The sequence below is a fragment of the Immundisolibacter cernigliae genome, from assembly GCF_001697225.1.
Lineage (GTDB): Bacteria > Pseudomonadota > Gammaproteobacteria > Immundisolibacterales > Immundisolibacteraceae > Immundisolibacter > Immundisolibacter cernigliae.
This window is the reverse complement of the sequence record NZ_CP014671.1, coordinates 2,908,161-2,924,682: the sequence shown is the minus strand read 5'-3', so window position 1 is coordinate 2,924,682 and position 16,522 is coordinate 2,908,161. Positions and strand designations below refer to the sequence as shown.

Genomic DNA, 16,522 nt, shown 5'->3' with positions numbered 1-16,522 from the left:
ACGGCCATTTTTTCGCTCAAGCAGTGAGCGCCGACGCCGGTCTTGACCTGATCCGCACGGCGTTGCCGACTGGCGGCCCACCGGTCACGCTGCGCATCGCCTACAGCGGTGGGCGCGATTCCCACGTTCTGCTGCACTGGCTGGCCGGCCAGCGGGCGGCGCTGGCGCCGCACCGGCTGCGCGCGGTGCACGTCGAGCACGGCCTGCATCCGGACAGCGGCCGCTGGGCCGACCACTGCGCGGCGGTATGCGCGGCACTGGGCCTGCCGCTGGACGTGCGGCGCGTAGATGCCCGCCCGGCGCGCGGCGAAAGCGCCGAGGCTGCCGCCCGCACCGCGCGCTACGCCGCCCTGGCGGCCGACATGCAAGCCGGTGACCTGCTGCTGACCGCTCATCATCAGGACGATCAGACGGAAACCGTGCTGCTGGCGCTGCTGCGCGGGGCGGGCCTGGCCGGCGCTGCCGCCATGCCGGGCCAGCGTCGCTTCGGTCCCGGCTGGCTGCTGCGCCCGCTGCTGGACTGGCCGGCCGCTGATCTGGCCCGCTACGCACACGCGCACGCCCTGCAATGGGTGGAGGATCCGAGCAACGGCGACGCCCGCTTCGACCGCAACTTCCTGCGCGGCGAGGTCCTGCCATTGATTGGCAGGCACTGGCCGGCCGCCAGCGCAGGCTTGGCGCGCCACGCCGCCCACGCCGCCGAAGCGCAGGGACTGCTGGATGAACTCGCCGCCGCCGACGGCGCCACCGCGGACACCCTGGCCGTGACGCAGCTGGCCGCTCTGCCCGCCGCGCGCCAGCGCAACCTGCTGCGCGGCTGGCTGCGCGTGCACGGCGTTCCGGCGCCCTCCAGCGCGCGCCTGGAGACGTTGCGCCATCAGGCGCTGACGGCCGGCGCCGACCGCCTGCCCTACCTCCCGCTGGGTGAACACGCCGTACGCATCTGGCAGGGGCGCCTGCACCTGACGCCACAGCCGCTGCCGGCAACGCCCACCGGGCCCGTGCAGTGGCGACTCGATGCCCCGCTCGATCTGCCGGGCATCGGCCGGCTGCAGGCGCAAGTCGGCGCTGGCACCGGCATTGCGGCAGCGCTGCTGGGCGAACCGGCGATGGTCGAGGTGCGCTTCCGGTCCGACGCCGGCGGCGGCAAGACGCTCAAGAAACGCCTGCAGGCAATGGCCGTGCCGCCCTGGGAGCGCGGGCGGCTGCCGCTGCTGTTTCGCGGCGCGCAACTGCTGCAAGTGGCCGGTCAGGCGCCCCGGACTCAAGCACGCGCCGCGGCTGGACAGCCGGGTTACCGGATCATCTGGCAAGCGGCAAAGGACTGACCGCCGGGCGTAGTCCGCAGCGGCAGCCGCACATCGACCCGGGCCAGGCGCGGCGGACCGGCATCCGCCCTAGCCCTAGACTGAAGGTTGACGTCAGTCCTTCGAGCTTGCCATGCCCAACGCTGCCGTACCTCCCGAACTGCTGACGCGACTGGACGACACGCCGGACGCCGCGTTCTATGCCCTGCCCCGCCTGGTCACGCATCTGGATGCGCCCAGCCTGCTGGCGCTCACGGCCTTCTATGCCGAGCAGCTGCCTGCCGGCGCCGACGTGCTGGACCTGATGTCGTCGTGGGTGTCGCACCTGCCGCCCGGGCTGCGGCTGGGCCACGTCGCCGGACTGGGCATGAACGGAACGGAACTGGCCGCCAACCCGCGCCTCGCCGAGCCGGTGGTGCAGGACCTGAACGCCGATCCGCGCCTGCCGTGGCCGGATGGCCGCTTCGACGCGGTGCTCAACGCCCTGTCGATCCAGTACCTGACCCGGCCGCTGGAGGTGTACGCCGAAGTCGCCCGTGTGCTGCGTCCGGGTGGCGTGGCCATCATCGCGCACTCGCACCGCTGTTTTCCGACCAAGGCGGTGCGGGCGTTTCGCGACCATGCGCCAGCCGACCGCCTGCGGCTGTGTCGCCACTACCTGGACCAGACCGGCGCCTTTGGCCCGGCGCAGCTGGTCGACCGCTCCCCGCCGGATGCCGATCCGCTATGGATCGTGTTCGCGCGTCGCCGCTAGGGAAACACTGAAGTATTCAGCGTTTCCCGCAGCGCAGGGACGCGCTGCCAAAATCAGCGGCTGCAAGCTGCTGATTTTGCGAGCCATCGGAAAATCACACTTTTCCGATGGCGGGCGCTGAGAAATCCAGGATGGATTTATTCAGCGCTTCCCTAGCCGGCACCGCAGCAATGGCCCGGCCGTACGGCCGGAAACGGGTGCGGCGTATCATCCGGCGCGCCGGCCTGCATCCGCGCCGGTGCCTGAACAACTACCGCAAGAGGGGAATATGAGCGCACAAATCACCTGGCTTTGTTTCGGCCTGCTCGGGCTGCTGCCGTTCGCACTTGGCTTCTGGGTGTCCATCAACCGTGGCCGGGCCGCAGTCAGTTTCGGTTATCCGGACGACCCCACGCACCCGCTGCACAAGGCCGTGCGCGCGCACGCCAATGCCATCGAGTACGTGCCGACGCTGATGGCGCTCACCATCGCGCTGGACCGCATGCTGCCGGGGACGGTCACGATGTGGCTGGTCGTGCTGGCCACGCTGGGTCGCTACCTGCACGCCGCCGGCATGGTGACCTGCCGGTCGCTGAGCGACCGTCATCCGCTGCGCGTGGCGGGCGCGGTCCTGACCTACTTCCCGGGCCTGATCATGGCCATTCTGGTGATCGTGAAGGTGCTCTGACCGCGCTAAGGAAGCGCTGGTTTATTCAGCGCTTCCCGCAGCGCAGGGATGCGCTGCCAAAATCAGCGGCTGCAAGCTGCTGATTTTGTGAGCCATCGGAAAACTGTGGGAGCCCGGCTGCGCCGGGCGATCATCGCGCAGCGAAGCTGCGCTCCCACAAGCTTTTTCGGTAGCGGGCGCTGAGAAATCCAGGATGGATTATTCAGCGTTTCCCTGAGGGTACGGGTGCATCAGTGCATCCGCGTCCGTGTCCGCTTGAACCCACGGTCGGTTTTGCGCTCAATCAACTCGTGGCGCGCCCGAACAGCCGCAAGCAGGATGCCGACAGTGGAACGCGACCGACAGGCTCTGCCGGCGGCAGCTTCACGGTACGGCACTCAATACACGCCCCAGCGCCGCGTCTGCATGGCGCCGCGCACGCGTTCCAGGGCCAGTGCCTCGGCCGCCTGCCGGGGCGTGGTGGCGTCGGCCCGGGCCCGTTCCAGCACCGCCGCCGTATTGGCGCGAATGCGCTCCTCGACGGCGGCCAGGGCAGCGCCTTCGGTGGCGCCGTGCAGCTCGAAGGCGGCGCAAATCACGCCTCCGGCGTTGGCGATGAAGTCCGGCACCACCCACACGCCGCGGGCATGCAGGCTGCGTTCGGCATCGGCGGTGACCGGAATGTTGGCGCCCTGCACCAGCAGCATGGCGCGCAGGCGATCGACGTTGCCGGCGTGGATGACGTCCGGCCGGGCCGCCGGTATCCACACCTCGCAGTCCACACCGATCAGCCGGTCGGCGTCGATGCGTTCGGCGTCCGGATAGCCGGCGACACTGCCGCCACCGGCCTTCAGGGCCAGCAGACGCTCCAGGTCGAGCCCATCGGGCCGGTGGATGGCGCCAGCCGAGTCGGCGACCGCCACCAGCCGCGCGCCGCGGGCGACGAGGAAGCGCGCCGCGTGCCGACCCACGGCACCGAAACCCTGCACCACCACCCGGGCGCCTTCGAGCGGCCGGCCAAGCCCGGCGAGCGCGACCTCGGTGGCATGACACACGCCCCAGCCGGTGGCGCCGATCTGGTCCAGTGGAATGCCGCCCAGCGCGCGCGGCAGACCGACGGCGCGACCGATCTCATCCTTGACCCAGGCCATGCAGGTCTCGTCGGTGCCCATGTCCGGACCGACGATATAACCGTGTTCATGGCGCAGCGCGGCGGCAAAGGCGCGGATCAGGCGCTCCTTGTCCGCCACCGGCAGGCGCGGGTCGGCGCGCAATACCGACTTGCCGCCGCCATGCGGCAGACCGGCAGCGGCATTCTTGAGCGTCATGGCGCGCGCCAGGCGGGCGCATTCGGCGGTGGTGACGTCCAGGGCCATGCGCAGGCCGCCGATGGCCGGCCCGCAGGCGAGGTTGTCCAGCACCACCGTGGCGGCCAGGCCCAGCGCCGGCTGGTGCAGGTGAATGACGCGGGCGGGTCCAAGGTCGTCGGCATACGGCAGATCGGGGTGCATGTTGGCCACTTCGGTATCGGTATCGGGTGCGTGATCAGAGCAGTATCCGCCCTGCTTGCGCCCTGACTGCGGTCATACGGGCACCCCGTGCAGCAAGCACATCATGAGCCGGACGCCCGCGGCTTGAGGCCGATCAGGGCAGCCGGCAGCGCACCGCTGCCTAATGAGCCCTGCCCTGCCACTGCACAGTGCCCCGACGATCCGGGGCGGAGGTCATCATGACTGCGAACGAGGAACTCAAGAAACTGCTGGACCGGCTGGCCACGCAGCGCGACGAACTGATCGTCAAGGCGCACCTTGCCCGGCTGGAGGCGCAGGACGAGTGGGCCGAGCTGGAAAAACAGCTTGAGCAAGTGCGTGAAAAGGCCGCCCAGGCCGCCGTCATCACCGGTGACAGCGGCCGCGAAGTACTCGCGGCGGCCAAGCTCGTCGGCGAGGAAATCGCCCGCGGCTACGAACGCCTGCGCAAGGCGCTGTAATCGGCCGCAGCACCTGCACCATGCAGGCCATGCTGCTGAGTCGGCTCGGCGAAGTGGCCGACGACGGCGCGGTCCTGGAGGCGCGCGAACTGCCGATGCCCGAGCCGGCCGCAGGCGAGGCGCTGATCGAGGTGTCCTGTTGCGGCGTGTGCCACACGGAACTGGACGAAATCGAAGGCCGCACACCGCCGCACTTGCCCATAGTGCCGGGCCATCAGGTGGTCGGGCGGGTGATCAGCGCGCCCGCTGGTAGTCAGCTGCGGGCCGGCCAGCGGGTCGGCGTGGCGTGGATTTTCAGCGCCTGCGGCCACTGCGAGCACTGCCGCGAAGGGCGCGAGAACCTGTGCGCGCAGTTCGTCGCCACCGGGCGCGACGCCCACGGCGGCTATGCGCAGTTCATGACCGCGCCGGCCGATTTCGTGCATCCGCTGCCGGATGCGCTCGGCGATCTGGAGGCCGCCCCGCTGCTGTGCGCCGGGGCGGTCGGCTATCGCGCCCTGTCGTTGTGCCGGCTCGAAGACGGCCAGGCGCTGGGCCTGACCGGCTTCGGTGCCAGCGGACATCTGGTGCTGCAGATGGCGCGGGCGCGCTTTGCGCGCTCGCCGATCCACGTATTCACCCACAATGCGGCGCAACGGGCGCTGGCGCTGGAGCTTGGTGCCACCTGGGCCGGTGCGGCCGATGCGCAATCGCCAACGTTGCTGCACGCCATCATCGACACCACGCCGGCCTGGGCGCCGCTGCGGGCGGCGCTGCGCAACCTGCGCCCGGGCGGGCGGCTGGTCGTGAATGCCATTCGCAAGGAAAGCACCGACGCCGCGGTCATGGCCGGCATCGACTACGCCGGCGAGCTGTGGCTGGAAAAATCCGTGCAGTCGGTGGCCAACGTCACCCGCGCCGACGTGCGCGAGTGCCTGGCACTGGCCGCGCAGGCCGACATCCGGCCCAGGCTGCGGGTCTATGCGCTGGCAGACGCCAACCGGGCGCTTGCCGACATCAAGTTCGGCCGCCATGCCGGGGCCAAGGTGCTGCAGGTGGCCGGGTAGTCGCGCGACGTCGCTACTCGACGAGCACCGGCAGCACGTTGTCCAGGCTCTGCAGCGGGCCGAGGGGATTGCGCCTGTCCGTCTGCCCGTCCAGGGTCGGCTTTCCGCCCCACAGCTTGTAGGTGATGCGGTCATCCTGGGCCAGCAGCAGCGCCGTGAACTGCCAACCGGTCTGCGTGGCACGGCGGCGGAAATTGAACAGATCCAGCAGCACGTTGCCGTAGCGCTTGCTGTGCTTTTCGCCGGCGGTCATCCTAAAACCGCGGCAGGCGTCCCTGACGCTGATGCAGGCGCGCACCGCCGGATCGAGGTCCTCCAGGCGAATCGACTGGTTCGGCATGAAATACTTGATCAGGTCCAGATAGGTGAGGATCGTGGCGTTGGGCGACGTGTACGGGTCGAAGCCGAGCGCTTTCAGATCGGCCACGGTGGTGGCGCCGGGCTCGATGCGGTCAAAGGCGGCCTTCGCTTCCTCGAAATTCGACCAGGTGACGTTGACCGACTCGTGCGAACGCGGCAGCAGGCCGCCGCAGCCGTGCAGGACGAGCGCGGCTAAACCCAGGGCAAGCAGCCGCAGGGCACCTGGGCCCCGTCGTGGCCGACCGGGAACGACGTGCATGGGACTCACCTTGTAATGTCCTGGTCAGGTTTGGGCCGGCAGGCTGTTCGATTATCGGGGGCATTATCCGGCAGATAAAATCGGCATCAACCCGCCCGTTCCAGCTCGCTCTTGACGGCCATCAGAAACCGCGCCGCCTCGCCGCCGGTGACTACCCGGTGATCGAAGCTGAGCGACAGCGGCAGCACCCGGCGCACGGCCGGTTGGCCGTCCACCGCCAGCACCTGGTCGCGCGCCCGGCCGGCACCCAGAATGGCCACCACCGGCGGCACCAGCAGCGGCACCGCGTAGCGGCCACCGAGTGGACCGAAGTTGCTGAGCATGATGCTGGCGCCGCGCAGTTCCTCCGGTTTCAGGCTGCGCCCGCGCACGGCGGCCATCAGCGCATCGACGCCCGCGCGCAGCTCGTCGGGCGTTTTGCCCGCGACATCGCGCAGCACCGGCACGAACAGACCCTCCGGGCTGTCGACGGCGATGCCGACGTCGATTGTCTTCAGCAGACGCCGGCCCATGTCCTCGCTGTCGAACCAGGCGTTCAGCGCCGGCTCGGCCCGGCAGCCGGCGGCCAACGCCCGCAGCAGGCGCGTCATGGGATCGCTGCCGGCCGGCCAGGCGTGGATGTCGGCATCGTCGAACAGCGCCGCGGTGGCGACTTCCGCCTGCGTCTTGGCCATGTTGACGGCCATTGCCCGGCGCGTGCCGGTGAGCGCTTCCAGCGGCCCGGTTTCGGCATAGACACGCGCCACGCGCTCGACATCGGCCTTGGTGATGGTGTCGTTGGGGCCACTTGGCGTGACCGAGCCCAGGTCCACGCCCAGGCGTTTGGCGATGGCCCGCACGGCGGGGGTGGCGCGCAGGCCGGCGCCGGATCGACCCACTGACTGCGGGGCCTCGTGCAGCACCGCGCTGCCGACGGTCACCTCGCCCACCACCGTACCGCTGTCGGTGCTCGCCCCGCCCACGAACTCGACCAGCGGCGCGCCCACCTTGACCCGCTCGCCGACCTGCGCGCACAGGCGGGCGATCTCGCCGGCCCGCGGCGAGGGCACCTCGACCACCGCCTTGTCGGTCTCGACCGAGGCCAGCGGCTGGCCCTCGACCACGTGATCGCCCAGGCCGACGTGCCAGGACAGCAGTTCCGCCTCGGCCAGGCCTTCGCCCAGATCCGGCAGGGTGAATATCTTGGCCGGTTCGTTCATCGGTTCAGTGCTCCAGCACGCGATGGGCGGCCGCCAGGATGCGCGCCGGTCCGGGAATGTAGGCGTGTTCCAGGCGCGCCAGCGGCATCACCGTGTCGTAACCGGTGACGCGCTCGACCGGCGCCAGCAGCGACATCAGCCCCGGCCCGGCCAGCAGCGCCGCGATTTCCGCGCCAAAGCCGCCGCTGAACGGCGCCTCGTGCACGATCACGCAGCGGCCGGTCTTGGCCACCGACGCCAGCAGCGTGTCGGCATCGAGCCGGTTCAGGGTGGCGACGTCGATCACCTCGGCACTGACGCCAGCCTCCGCCAGGCTGTCGGCCACCGCCAGGCAGTCGAGCACGCTGGCGCCCCAGCTGACCAGGCTCAGGTCGGTGCCCTCGCGCAGCACGAAGCAGACATCCAGCGGCAACGCCTCGCCATGATCGACCACGGTTTCCTTGATCGCGCGGTAAATGCGCGCCGGCTCCAGGAACACCACCGGGTCGGGATCGCGGATGGCCGCCAGCAGCAGGCCGTAGGCGCGCGCTGGTGATGATGGGATCACGACCCGCAGGCCCGGGACGTGCGCCAGCATCGCCTCGTTGCTCTCGGAATGATGCTCCGGCGCGTGGATGCCGCCACCGCACGGCGCGCGCAGCACCATGGGGCAGCTCAGACGACCGCGGGTGCGGTTGCGCAGGCGGCTGGCGTGGCTCACCAGCTGGTCGATGGCCGGGTAGACGAAGCCCGAGAACTGGATTTCCGCCACCGGGCGCAGACCCTCGGCGGCCATGCCCACGGCCACGCCGGCGATCAGGTTCTCGGCCAGCGGCGTGTCCATGACGCGCTCGCCAAAGCGCTCCTGCAGGCCGACGGTGGCGCGAAACACGCCGCCGTTGACGCCCACGTCCTCGCCCAGCACCACCACCGTCGGGTCGTCGGCCAGGGCCCGCGCCAGCGCCAGATTGACCGCCTCGACCAGGGTGCACTCAGCCATGGGCGCCCCCGGCCACTTCGGCACGCTGCCCGGCCAGACTGGCCGGCAACTGCGCGTAGAGGTGATCGAACATGTCGGTCGGCAGCGGCGGCGGGGTGGCCAGATACTCCGCCACGGCACGCTCGACCTGCCCGTCGCAGTCGGCAATCAGGCCTTCCTCGTCAACCGTGCTCCACAGGCCCTGCCCTGCCATGTACTGGCGCAGCCGCGGCAGCGGGTCGCGCTTCCAGGCCGCGCTGACCTCGGCCTCGGGGCGGTAACGGCGGGCATCGTCGGAGGTGGTGTGATCGCCCAGGCGGTAGGTGAGGGCCTCGATCAGGGTCGGCCCCTCGCCGCGCCGCGCCCGGGCCAGTGCCCGGGCCATCACCTGACGCACCGCCAGCAGGTCGTTGCCGTCCACCTGCACGCCCGGCACGCCGCCGGCGATGGCCTTTTGCGCCAGCGTGGCGCAGGCGGTCTGTTTGGACAGCGGCACCGAGATGGCCCACTGGTTGTTGCCGACCACGAACACCAGCGGCAGACGCCATACGCCGGCCAGGTTCAGCGCCTCGTAGAAATCGCCCTTGGAGCTGGCGCCGTCACCCAGACAACACACCGCCACCCGCTTTTCCCGGCGCAGACGCATGGCGCTGGCGACCCCGGCGGCGTGCGTGCACTGGGTGGCGATCGGCACGCAGTAGGGAAAGTCCCGCCGCGGCCCGGCAAAGTCGCTGCCGCGCTCGTCGCCGCCCCAGTAGCGCAGCAGTTGCTCCATCGGCACGCCGCGCACCAATAGCGCGCCAGCCTCGCGGTAGGTCGGCAGAAATACGTCCTCGGCGCGCATGGCATCGGCCAGGCCGACATGCAGTGCCTCGTGCCCCAGGCTGGAGGCATAGGTGCCCAGCTGGCCGGTGCGCTGCAGGCGCACCGCGCGCTCGTCGAAACGGCGCGTGCGCACCATCTGGCCGTACAGCCGGCGCAGCGTCGTGGGGCTGATGCGTGGCAGCCGACCGAGCACCTGGCCGTGTTCGTCGATGAGCTGGTGGTACGCGACGCTGAATCGGGCGACGGTGGTTTTCACGCTTGCCTCCGGTGACGGTCCCGGAGTTGTAATGCCTGCGCGTGTCGGCGGCAAGGCAGAGGGCGTGTCGCAATACGCGAAGAACGCGCGTTGCTTTACTGGGAGCAACGCCGCGCACTTAACGTGGGGAGGGAGGGGCGCAGAAAAAGGGCGGGGGCCGGGATGGTGTGTGCCAGTCACCATCAGGAGGAGGAGGGGAAGAGTTCCCGGCCCCCGCCAGGTTCGGTATAGCAGGCAGCGTGCCAACCGCTGAAAAGCGCCTGTCCATTGGCCTGCAAGCCCGTGACCCGACAGGAACCGGCGCCGGCGCGCACCGGAATGAGGATCATCGGCACGCCGTCGCACCAACTTTGGACCGCGAACGCCGCCGTGGGCTCGCCCGGTCGACGAACGGTCGCTGCCGAGGGTCGCGGCGGTGGCCGGGCACCCGCAGGGCCAGCCGTTAGAATGACCGTCCCGCGCCGTTGTCGGTCAATCCAAGGATCGCCATGCCCTACCCGAAATTCCCGCCCGTGTCCCTGCAGCAATGGCAGGCCGCCGCCGAAAAGACCCTGCGCGGCAAGCCGCTGGACAGCCTGACCTGGCACACGCCGGACGGCCTGGCGGTCAAGCCGCTGTACACGGCGGCGGATCTGGCGGGACTGGAATTCGCCGACACGCTGCCGGGCTTCGAGCCGTTCGTGCGCGGACCGCAGCCGACCATGTACGCCGGGCGGCCGTGGACCATCCGCCAGTACGCCGGCTTCTCGACCGCCGAGGAGTCGAACGCCTTCTATCGCAAGGCGCTGGCGGCCGGCGGCCAGGGCGTGTCGGTGGCCTTCGATCTGGCCACCCACCGCGGCTACGACTCCGATCACCCGCGCGTGGTCGGCGACGTCGGCAAGGCCGGCGTGGCCATCGATTCGGTCGAGGACATGAAGATCCTGTTCGACGGCATTCCGCTCGACCAGATCAGCGTATCGATGACCATGAACGGCGCCGTGCTGCCGGTGCTGGCCGGCTACATCGTAGCGGCCGAGGAACAGGGCCTCAGGCAGGACCAGCTGTCGGGGACCATCCAGAACGACATCCTCAAGGAGTTCATGGTCCGCAACACCTACATCTACCCGCCGGAACCTTCAATGCGCATCGTCGGCGACATCATCGCCTACACCGCGCAGCACATGCCCAAGTTCAACTCCATCTCCATCTCCGGCTACCACATCCAGGAAGCCGGGGCGACGCAGGCGCTGGAGCTGGCCTTCACGCTGGCCGACGGCATGGAGTACGTGCGCGCCGCCCAGGCCAGCGGGCTGGATATCGACGCCTTCGCGCCGCGGCTGTCGTTCTTCTTCGCCATCGGCATGAATTTCTATCTGGAGATCGCCAAGCTGCGCGCCGCCCGCCTGCTGTGGTGGCGGATCATGAAAGCATTCGGCGCCACGGACCCGCGCTCGCTGATGCTGCGCACGCACTGCCAGACCTCCGGCTGGTCGCTGACCGAGCAGGATCCGTACAACAACGTCATCCGCACCACCATCGAGGCGATGGCGGCGGTGTTCGGCGGCACGCAGAGCCTGCACACCAACGCGCTGGACGAGGCCATCGCCCTGCCGACCGAGTTCTCGGCACGCATCGCCCGCAACACGCAGCTGGTGATCCAGGAAGAAACCCACATCACCCGCGTGATCGACCCCTGGGGCGGCTCCTACCTGATGGAAAAGCTCACCCAGGACATGGCCGACGAAGCCTGGCGGATCATCGAAGAGGTCGAGACCCTCGGCGGCATGACCAAGGCCATCGAGACCGGCATGCCCAAGCTGCGCATCGAGGAATGCTCGGCTGCCAAGCAGGCGCGCATCGACCGCGGCGCGGACACCATCGTCGGCGTCAACAAGTACCGCCTGGCCACGCAGGACGCCGTCGACACGCTGGAAGTGGACAACGCCAAGGTCCGCGAGGGGCAGATCGCGCGCCTTAAAGCGCTGCGAGAAGCGCGCGACGAGAACGCCGTGCAGCAGGCGCTGGCGGCGCTGACCGAAGCCGCCCGCAGCGGCAGCGGCAACCTGCTCGAGCTGGCCGTCACCGCCACGCGCGCCCGCGCCACGGTGGGCGAGATCAGCGACGCGCTCGAAGCCGTCTACGACCGCCACCGCGCGCAGTCGCAATCGGTGTCCGGCGTGTACGGCGCCGCCTATGCCGGCGACAGCGGCTGGGACGCGCTGCGCGGCGACATCGAGGCCTTCGAGCGCGACTACGGCCGCCGGCCACGCATCCTGGTCGCCAAGCTCGGCCAGGACGGCCACGACCGCGGCGCCAAGGTCATCGCAACCGCGTTCGCGGACCTGGGCTTCGACGTCGACATCGGCCCGCTGTTCCAGACCCCGGAAGAAGCCGCCCGCCAGGCGGTGGAAAACGACGTGCACGTGGTCGGCATCTCGAGCCTGGCCGCCGGCCACAAGACGCTGGTGCCGCAGATCATCCAGGCGCTCAAGGCCGAGGGCGCGCACGACATCCTGGTGGTGGTCGGCGGCGTCATCCCGCCGCAGGATTACGACTTCCTGCGCGCCGCCGGCGTGGCCGGCATCTTCGGCCCCGGCACGGTGATCCCGATCGCCGCGCGCGAGGTGCTCAGCGCCATCCGCGCCGCCCGCCCGGCGCACGCCGGCTCTTGAGCCGCATCGACCCGGCCGCGCTGGCGCAGGCACTGCGCGCGGGCGAGCGGCGCGCCCTGGCGCAGGCCATCACGCTGGTCGAATCATCCCGGCCGCAGGACCGCCCCGTCGCCGACGCCCTGCTGACGACGCTCGCGCCGCACACTGGCAAGGCGGTGCGCCTTGGCATCAGCGGCGTGCCGGGCGTCGGCAAATCGACCTTCATCGAGGCGCTCGGCCTGCACCTGGTCGGCCGCGGCCATCGCCTCGGCGTGCTGGCGGTGGACCCGTCCAGCCAGCGCACGGGCGGCTCGATCCTGGGCGACAAGACGCGCATGGAGCTGCTATCGCGCGAACCGGCCGCCTTCATCCGCCCCTCCCCGGCCGGCGGGAACCTGGGCGGCGTCGCCAGCCGCACCCGCGAGAGCCTGCTGCTGTGCGAGGCGGCCGGCTACGACGTGGTGATCGTGGAGACCGTCGGCGTCGGCCAGTCGGAAACCGCCGTCGCCGGTATGGTCGATTGCTTCCTGCTGCTGCAACTGCCCAATGCCGGCGACGAATTGCAGGCACTCAAGAAAGGCGTGGTGGAACTGGCCGACCTGGTCGTCATCAACAAGGCCGACATCAACCCGCAGGCGGCGGCGCTGGCCAAGAGCCAGTTCGAGGTTGCGCTGCACCTGCTGCGGCCGACCTCGCCCAACTGGTCGCCGCCGGTGTTGAGTTGCAGCGCGCTGCGCCAGGAAGGCATTGCCCAGGTCTGGGACACCGTGATGCGCTTTCACGCCGCGCTGTCCGGCAGCGGTGAGCTGGCCGACAAGCGCGCCCATCAGGCGCTCAGCTGGCTGTGGACCCTGATCGGCGATGCGCTGCAGCAGGGCTTTCGCAGCCATCCGGCGGTGGCGGCGGCCATGGACGAGGTAACGCAGGCCGTCATCGCCGGCCGCCTGACGCCCGCCGCCGCCTGCCGGCAGCTGATGCGCCTGTATCGTCCGGCCGATTGACGCAACCGCCGGGCTTCAGAAGCCCCGCGCCTCGCGGATGCGCCGGTAGGCGTCATTGATGGCCTGGGCGCGGGCGGTGGCGCCCGGATCGTCGCCGGCCCGGTCCGGGTGATGGCGGCTCATCAGGCGCCGATAGGCGCTCTTGATGGCCGCCTGGTCGGCACTCGCCGGCACGCCGAGCACCGCATAGTCCTGCTCGATGCGCGGCGCGGACGGCCCCGCCCGCCGCCCGCCGCCGGCCGCGCCGGACTGGCCGAGCATGGCATCCAGCAGCGCCGCCGGCAGGCCCAGGCGCGACAGCACACCCGCCAGCGCCTGGCGCGAGGCGGCCGACAGGCGCCCGTCGGCCGTGGCGACCGAAACCTGCATCTGCAGCAAGGTGCGCAACAGGCGGGTATCGGCGCCGGCCTGGGCGCGAAACTCGCCAATACCGCGGGCGACCGAAAAATCCGCCCGCTTGCCGGCCTCGAAACGCGCTGCGGCCCGCTGGCGCTGCGTGGCATTCAGTCCAAGGCGCTGCATCCAGGCCTCGGCGGCGGCGATCTCGGCCTCGCTGACGCGGCCGTCGGCCTTGGCGATGTGGCCCATCAGCGCGAAGCCGCTGTCGATCAGCGCATCCAGGCGCAGGCGCCGGCGCGCTTGCGGCAGCTCCCGGGCACGGGCCTGGTCCACCGTGTGCCCGGCGGCGACGCCCAGCATGGCGCCCAACGGACCGCCCACCGCGAGCCCGGCCACGCCGCCGATCAGCTTGCCCCAGAAAGCCATCAGAACGGCTCCAGCGGCGGCAGTCCGGCGCCGCAAAACTTGCAGTACGTGGCGTCCAGATCGTGTCCTTCGCGGGTGCAGTCGTGGCACGTCCGGGTCGAGACCGAAGCACTGTCGCGGGCGCGGGCCATCTCCACGGTGACGATGCCGGTCGGTACGGCAATGATGCCGTAGCCCAGGATCATCGCCATGCTGGCCAGCAGCCGTCCGGCCGGCGTGACCGGCGAGATGTCGCCATAGCCGACCGTGGTCAGGGTAACGATGGCCCAGTAGATGCTGGTCGGGATGCTGGTGAAACCCCGCTCGGGCCCCTCGATCACATACATCAGCGTGCCGATGAGCATCACCAGCGTGAGCACCGTGTACAGGAACACCAAAATCTTGGGCCGACTGGCGCGCAGCGCCTGCTGCAACACCGCCGCCTCGCGCACGTAGCGGCCCAGCTTGAGCACCCGGAACACGCGCAGCATGCGCAGCGCCCGTATCACCAGCAGCATCTGGCTGCCGGCGAAGAACAGGCTCAGGTAGGTCGGCACGATGGCCAGCAGATCGACCACACCGAAAAAGCTGCGCGCGTATCGCCACGGCCTGGGCGCGCTGACCAGCCGCGCCAGGTATTCGGCGCTGAACAGCGCGGTCAGGACCCACTCCGCACGGTACAGCCAGGCGCCGTAACGGGCATGGATGGACGCCACGCTGTCGAGCATCACCAGCGCCACGCTGATCAGGATGGACCACAGCAGCACCACGTCGAAGCGCTTGCCGGCCGGGGTGTCGGCCTCGAAGATGACGCGGTACGCGCTCTCGCGCCAGTCGGCCAGGGTCCGTGTCACGCTGCCTCCGTGCCATCCACCAGCCGCGCTGCGATCCAGCCACGCACCGAGTTGAACACGGCCAGCGCCGGCGTCGTCGCCAGCTCGTCCCGCCGCAGCACGCCCTCGCGGATTCTGCCCTGACGCAGCAGCGCGGCGCGCAGGGTGCCGGGCAGCAGGCCGCAGCGCAGCGGCGGCGTGTGCCATGCGCCGCCGCGCAGGAAGGCGATGTTGGCGATGGTGGTTTCGGTCAGCTCGCCGCGCCGGTTCCACAGCAGTACATCGTCGGCCGCCGGCTGCTGGGCGCGGGCGTGGTCGTAAATATCGCGCCGGGTGGTCTTGTGAAACAGCAGCGGATCGGCCGCATCGACCGGCGCTGCGGCCAGCGCCAGCGTCCAGAGCCGGCGCCCGGGCCAGGCCAGCGGCGTGGCCGCGACGCGCAGGTCGCCGTCGGCGGTCAGTTCGAGGCGCACCCGCTGCGGCGCCTTCGGGAGCCCCGTCGCGGCCGTTTGCAGCGCCACCTGCGCCGCGCCGGGCGGCAGCCGAATGCCGGACCAGACGGCGGAATCATGCAGCCGCCGCAGATGTTCTTCCAGCAGGAAATAGCCCTCGGCCGGCGTCCAGCGCAGTGTTTCGATCAATCCGAAAGGCAGCGGCGGTCGCCGCAGGGCGCGCGCCTTGAGGCGGCACTCGCCGGCCTCGGCGGCGGGATCGGAATCCCACACGATGCCGCTGCCGGTGCCGAACCGGGCCTGGCCGGTGTCGCGATCGACCAGCAGCGTGCGGATGGCGACGTTGAAGCTGGCCGTGCCATCCGGCGCCGCGTAGCCGATGCTGCCGCAGTAGATGCCGCGCGGCGAGCGCTCGCGGGCGGCAATCTGGCGCATGGCCTGCACCTTGGGCGCGCCGGTCACCGACGCGGCGGGGAACAGCGCGCGCAGTGTTTCGGTCAGACCGGCCCGGCTGCGCGCCTGCACGCGGCTGATCATCTGCCACACGCCGGGATGGCGCTGCACCTCGAACAGCCGCGGCACGCGGACGCTGCCGGGCAGGGCGATGCGGCCAAGGTCGTTGCGTGCCATGTCGGTGATCATCAGGTTCTCGGCCCGCTCCTTGGGCGAGTGGCGCAGCGCCCGCGCCAGGTGCCGGTCCTCGGCCAGCGTGCGGCCGCGCCGGGCGGTGCCCTTCATTGGCCGGCATTCGATCATTTCACCGGCGCGGGCGAACAGCAGCTCCGGCGAGGCGCTGGCCACCGCGTAGCGACCCAGATCCAGATAGGCCCCGTGCGTGGCCCAGCGCGCCGCAGTCGCGAACCAGGCCCACGGGTCGCCACGCCAGGCGGCCCGCAGGCGCTGGGTGAAGTTCACCTGATAGCAGTCGCCCTTGCCCAGCGCGCGGCGGATGTCCGCCACCGCGTCCAGATAATCGGGCTGCGCCAGTTCGGCCCGCCAGCGCGCGGCTGGCGGTGGGACGATGAGCGGCCAGTCGAAGTCCCGCACGGCGCGGTAGAAGCCGAACCACAGCAGCGGAAATTCCCCGCCCGCGCGCACCGCCAGTGCCGGGTCGAAGGCCGGCGCCGCCTCGTAGGCGAGCATGCCGACCGCATACAGGCCCGCGGCGAGCGCGCCCTCGACCTGCGCCAGCGCCGGCAGCACCTCGCCCAGCGCACTCGCCTGGACCTCGCCAGCCGGCTCGCAGAACTGCAACCAGC

At 70.5% G+C, this 16,522-nt stretch carries 15 protein-coding genes; 7 read left to right on the top strand and 8 right to left on the bottom strand.

What is annotated here, in order from left to right; genetic code table 11:
• The first annotated feature begins 23 nt into the window (after positions 1-23).
• From tilS to PG2T_RS13785, 3 genes are all read left to right on the top strand, one after another.
• Positions 24-1,328, top strand: a complete 1,305-nt coding sequence (gene tilS, locus PG2T_RS13795) for a tRNA lysidine(34) synthetase TilS (protein ID WP_083214952.1) — start codon at positions 24-26, stop codon at positions 1,326-1,328.
• A 112-nt stretch (positions 1,329-1,440) separates the two neighbouring features.
• Positions 1,441-2,061 (top strand): class I SAM-dependent methyltransferase, encoded by a 621-nt coding sequence (locus PG2T_RS13790; RefSeq protein WP_068806730.1) that lies wholly within the window; start codon positions 1,441-1,443, stop codon positions 2,059-2,061.
• Positions 2,062-2,329: 268 nt separating this feature from the next.
• Entirely contained in the window at positions 2,330-2,728 is a 399-nt protein-coding gene (locus PG2T_RS13785; RefSeq protein WP_068806727.1) for an MAPEG family protein, read from the top strand.
• Positions 2,729-3,105: 377 nt separating this feature from the next.
• On the opposite strand, the gene PG2T_RS13780 is transcribed toward PG2T_RS13785, so the two are convergent.
• Entirely contained in the window at positions 3,106-4,218 is a 1,113-nt protein-coding gene (locus PG2T_RS13780; protein WP_068808417.1) for a Glu/Leu/Phe/Val family dehydrogenase, read from the bottom strand.
• A gap of 218 nt (positions 4,219-4,436) precedes the next feature.
• Here PG2T_RS13780 and PG2T_RS13775 point away from each other — a divergent pair, with 218 nt between their 5' ends.
• Both PG2T_RS13775 and PG2T_RS13770 read left to right on the top strand, forming a co-directional pair.
• The gene (locus PG2T_RS13775; protein ID WP_068806724.1) at positions 4,437-4,697 is read left to right on the top strand and encodes a hypothetical protein; all 261 of its coding nucleotides are present in this window, start codon (positions 4,437-4,439) and stop codon (positions 4,695-4,697) included.
• A 20-nt stretch (positions 4,698-4,717) separates the two neighbouring features.
• Entirely contained in the window at positions 4,718-5,743 is a 1,026-nt protein-coding gene (locus PG2T_RS13770; RefSeq protein ID WP_068806721.1) for an alcohol dehydrogenase catalytic domain-containing protein, read from the top strand.
• A gap of 13 nt (positions 5,744-5,756) precedes the next feature.
• Here the strand turns inward: PG2T_RS13770 and PG2T_RS13765 are convergent, their stop codons facing one another.
• The 4 genes from PG2T_RS13765 to pdhA form a co-directional block, all read right to left on the bottom strand.
• Positions 5,757-6,362, bottom strand: a complete 606-nt coding sequence (locus PG2T_RS13765; RefSeq protein WP_083214951.1) for a hypothetical protein — start codon at positions 6,360-6,362, stop codon at positions 5,757-5,759.
• An 86-nt stretch (positions 6,363-6,448) separates the two neighbouring features.
• Entirely contained in the window at positions 6,449-7,561 is a 1,113-nt protein-coding gene (locus PG2T_RS13760) for a dihydrolipoamide acetyltransferase family protein (protein WP_068806718.1), read from the bottom strand.
• A 4-nt stretch (positions 7,562-7,565) separates the two neighbouring features.
• Positions 7,566-8,540 carry an alpha-ketoacid dehydrogenase subunit beta gene (locus PG2T_RS13755; protein ID WP_068808411.1) on the bottom strand — a complete coding sequence of 325 codons (975 nt, stop codon included), beginning with the start codon at positions 8,538-8,540 and terminating at the stop codon, positions 7,566-7,568.
• Positions 8,533-9,600 carry a pyruvate dehydrogenase (acetyl-transferring) E1 component subunit alpha gene (gene pdhA, locus PG2T_RS13750; RefSeq protein ID WP_068806715.1) on the bottom strand — a complete coding sequence of 356 codons (1,068 nt, stop codon included), beginning with the start codon at positions 9,598-9,600 and terminating at the stop codon, positions 8,533-8,535. The genes PG2T_RS13755 and pdhA overlap by 8 nt, the downstream gene beginning before the upstream one ends.
• A gap of 488 nt (positions 9,601-10,088) precedes the next feature.
• On the opposite strand from pdhA, the gene scpA reads away from it, so the two are divergent.
• Positions 10,089-12,254, top strand: a complete 2,166-nt coding sequence (gene scpA / locus PG2T_RS13745; protein ID WP_068806711.1) for a methylmalonyl-CoA mutase — start codon at positions 10,089-10,091, stop codon at positions 12,252-12,254.
• Positions 12,251-13,234, top strand: a complete 984-nt coding sequence (meaB, locus tag PG2T_RS13740) for a methylmalonyl Co-A mutase-associated GTPase MeaB (protein WP_068806709.1) — start codon at positions 12,251-12,253, stop codon at positions 13,232-13,234. The genes scpA and meaB overlap by 4 nt, the downstream gene beginning before the upstream one ends.
• Positions 13,235-13,249: 15 nt before the next feature.
• Here the strand turns inward: meaB and djlA are convergent, their stop codons facing one another.
• The 3 genes from djlA to PG2T_RS13725 are packed head-to-tail and all read right to left on the bottom strand — an operon-like array spanning position 13,250 to position 16,517.
• Positions 13,250-13,999, bottom strand: coding sequence for a co-chaperone DjlA (gene djlA / locus PG2T_RS13735; RefSeq protein WP_068806706.1), 750 nt, complete (start codon positions 13,997-13,999; stop codon positions 13,250-13,252).
• A complete protein-coding gene (locus tag PG2T_RS13730; RefSeq protein ID WP_068806704.1) occupies positions 13,999-14,832 on the bottom strand; it encodes an ion transporter in 834 nt (277 codons plus the stop codon). Before PG2T_RS13730 ends, djlA begins: the two co-directional genes overlap by 1 nt.
• Positions 14,829-16,517 carry a chorismate-binding protein gene (locus PG2T_RS13725; protein ID WP_083214949.1) on the bottom strand — a complete coding sequence of 563 codons (1,689 nt, stop codon included), beginning with the start codon at positions 16,515-16,517 and terminating at the stop codon, positions 14,829-14,831. The genes PG2T_RS13730 and PG2T_RS13725 overlap by 4 nt, the downstream gene beginning before the upstream one ends.
• Positions 16,518-16,522 lie beyond the last annotated feature (5 nt).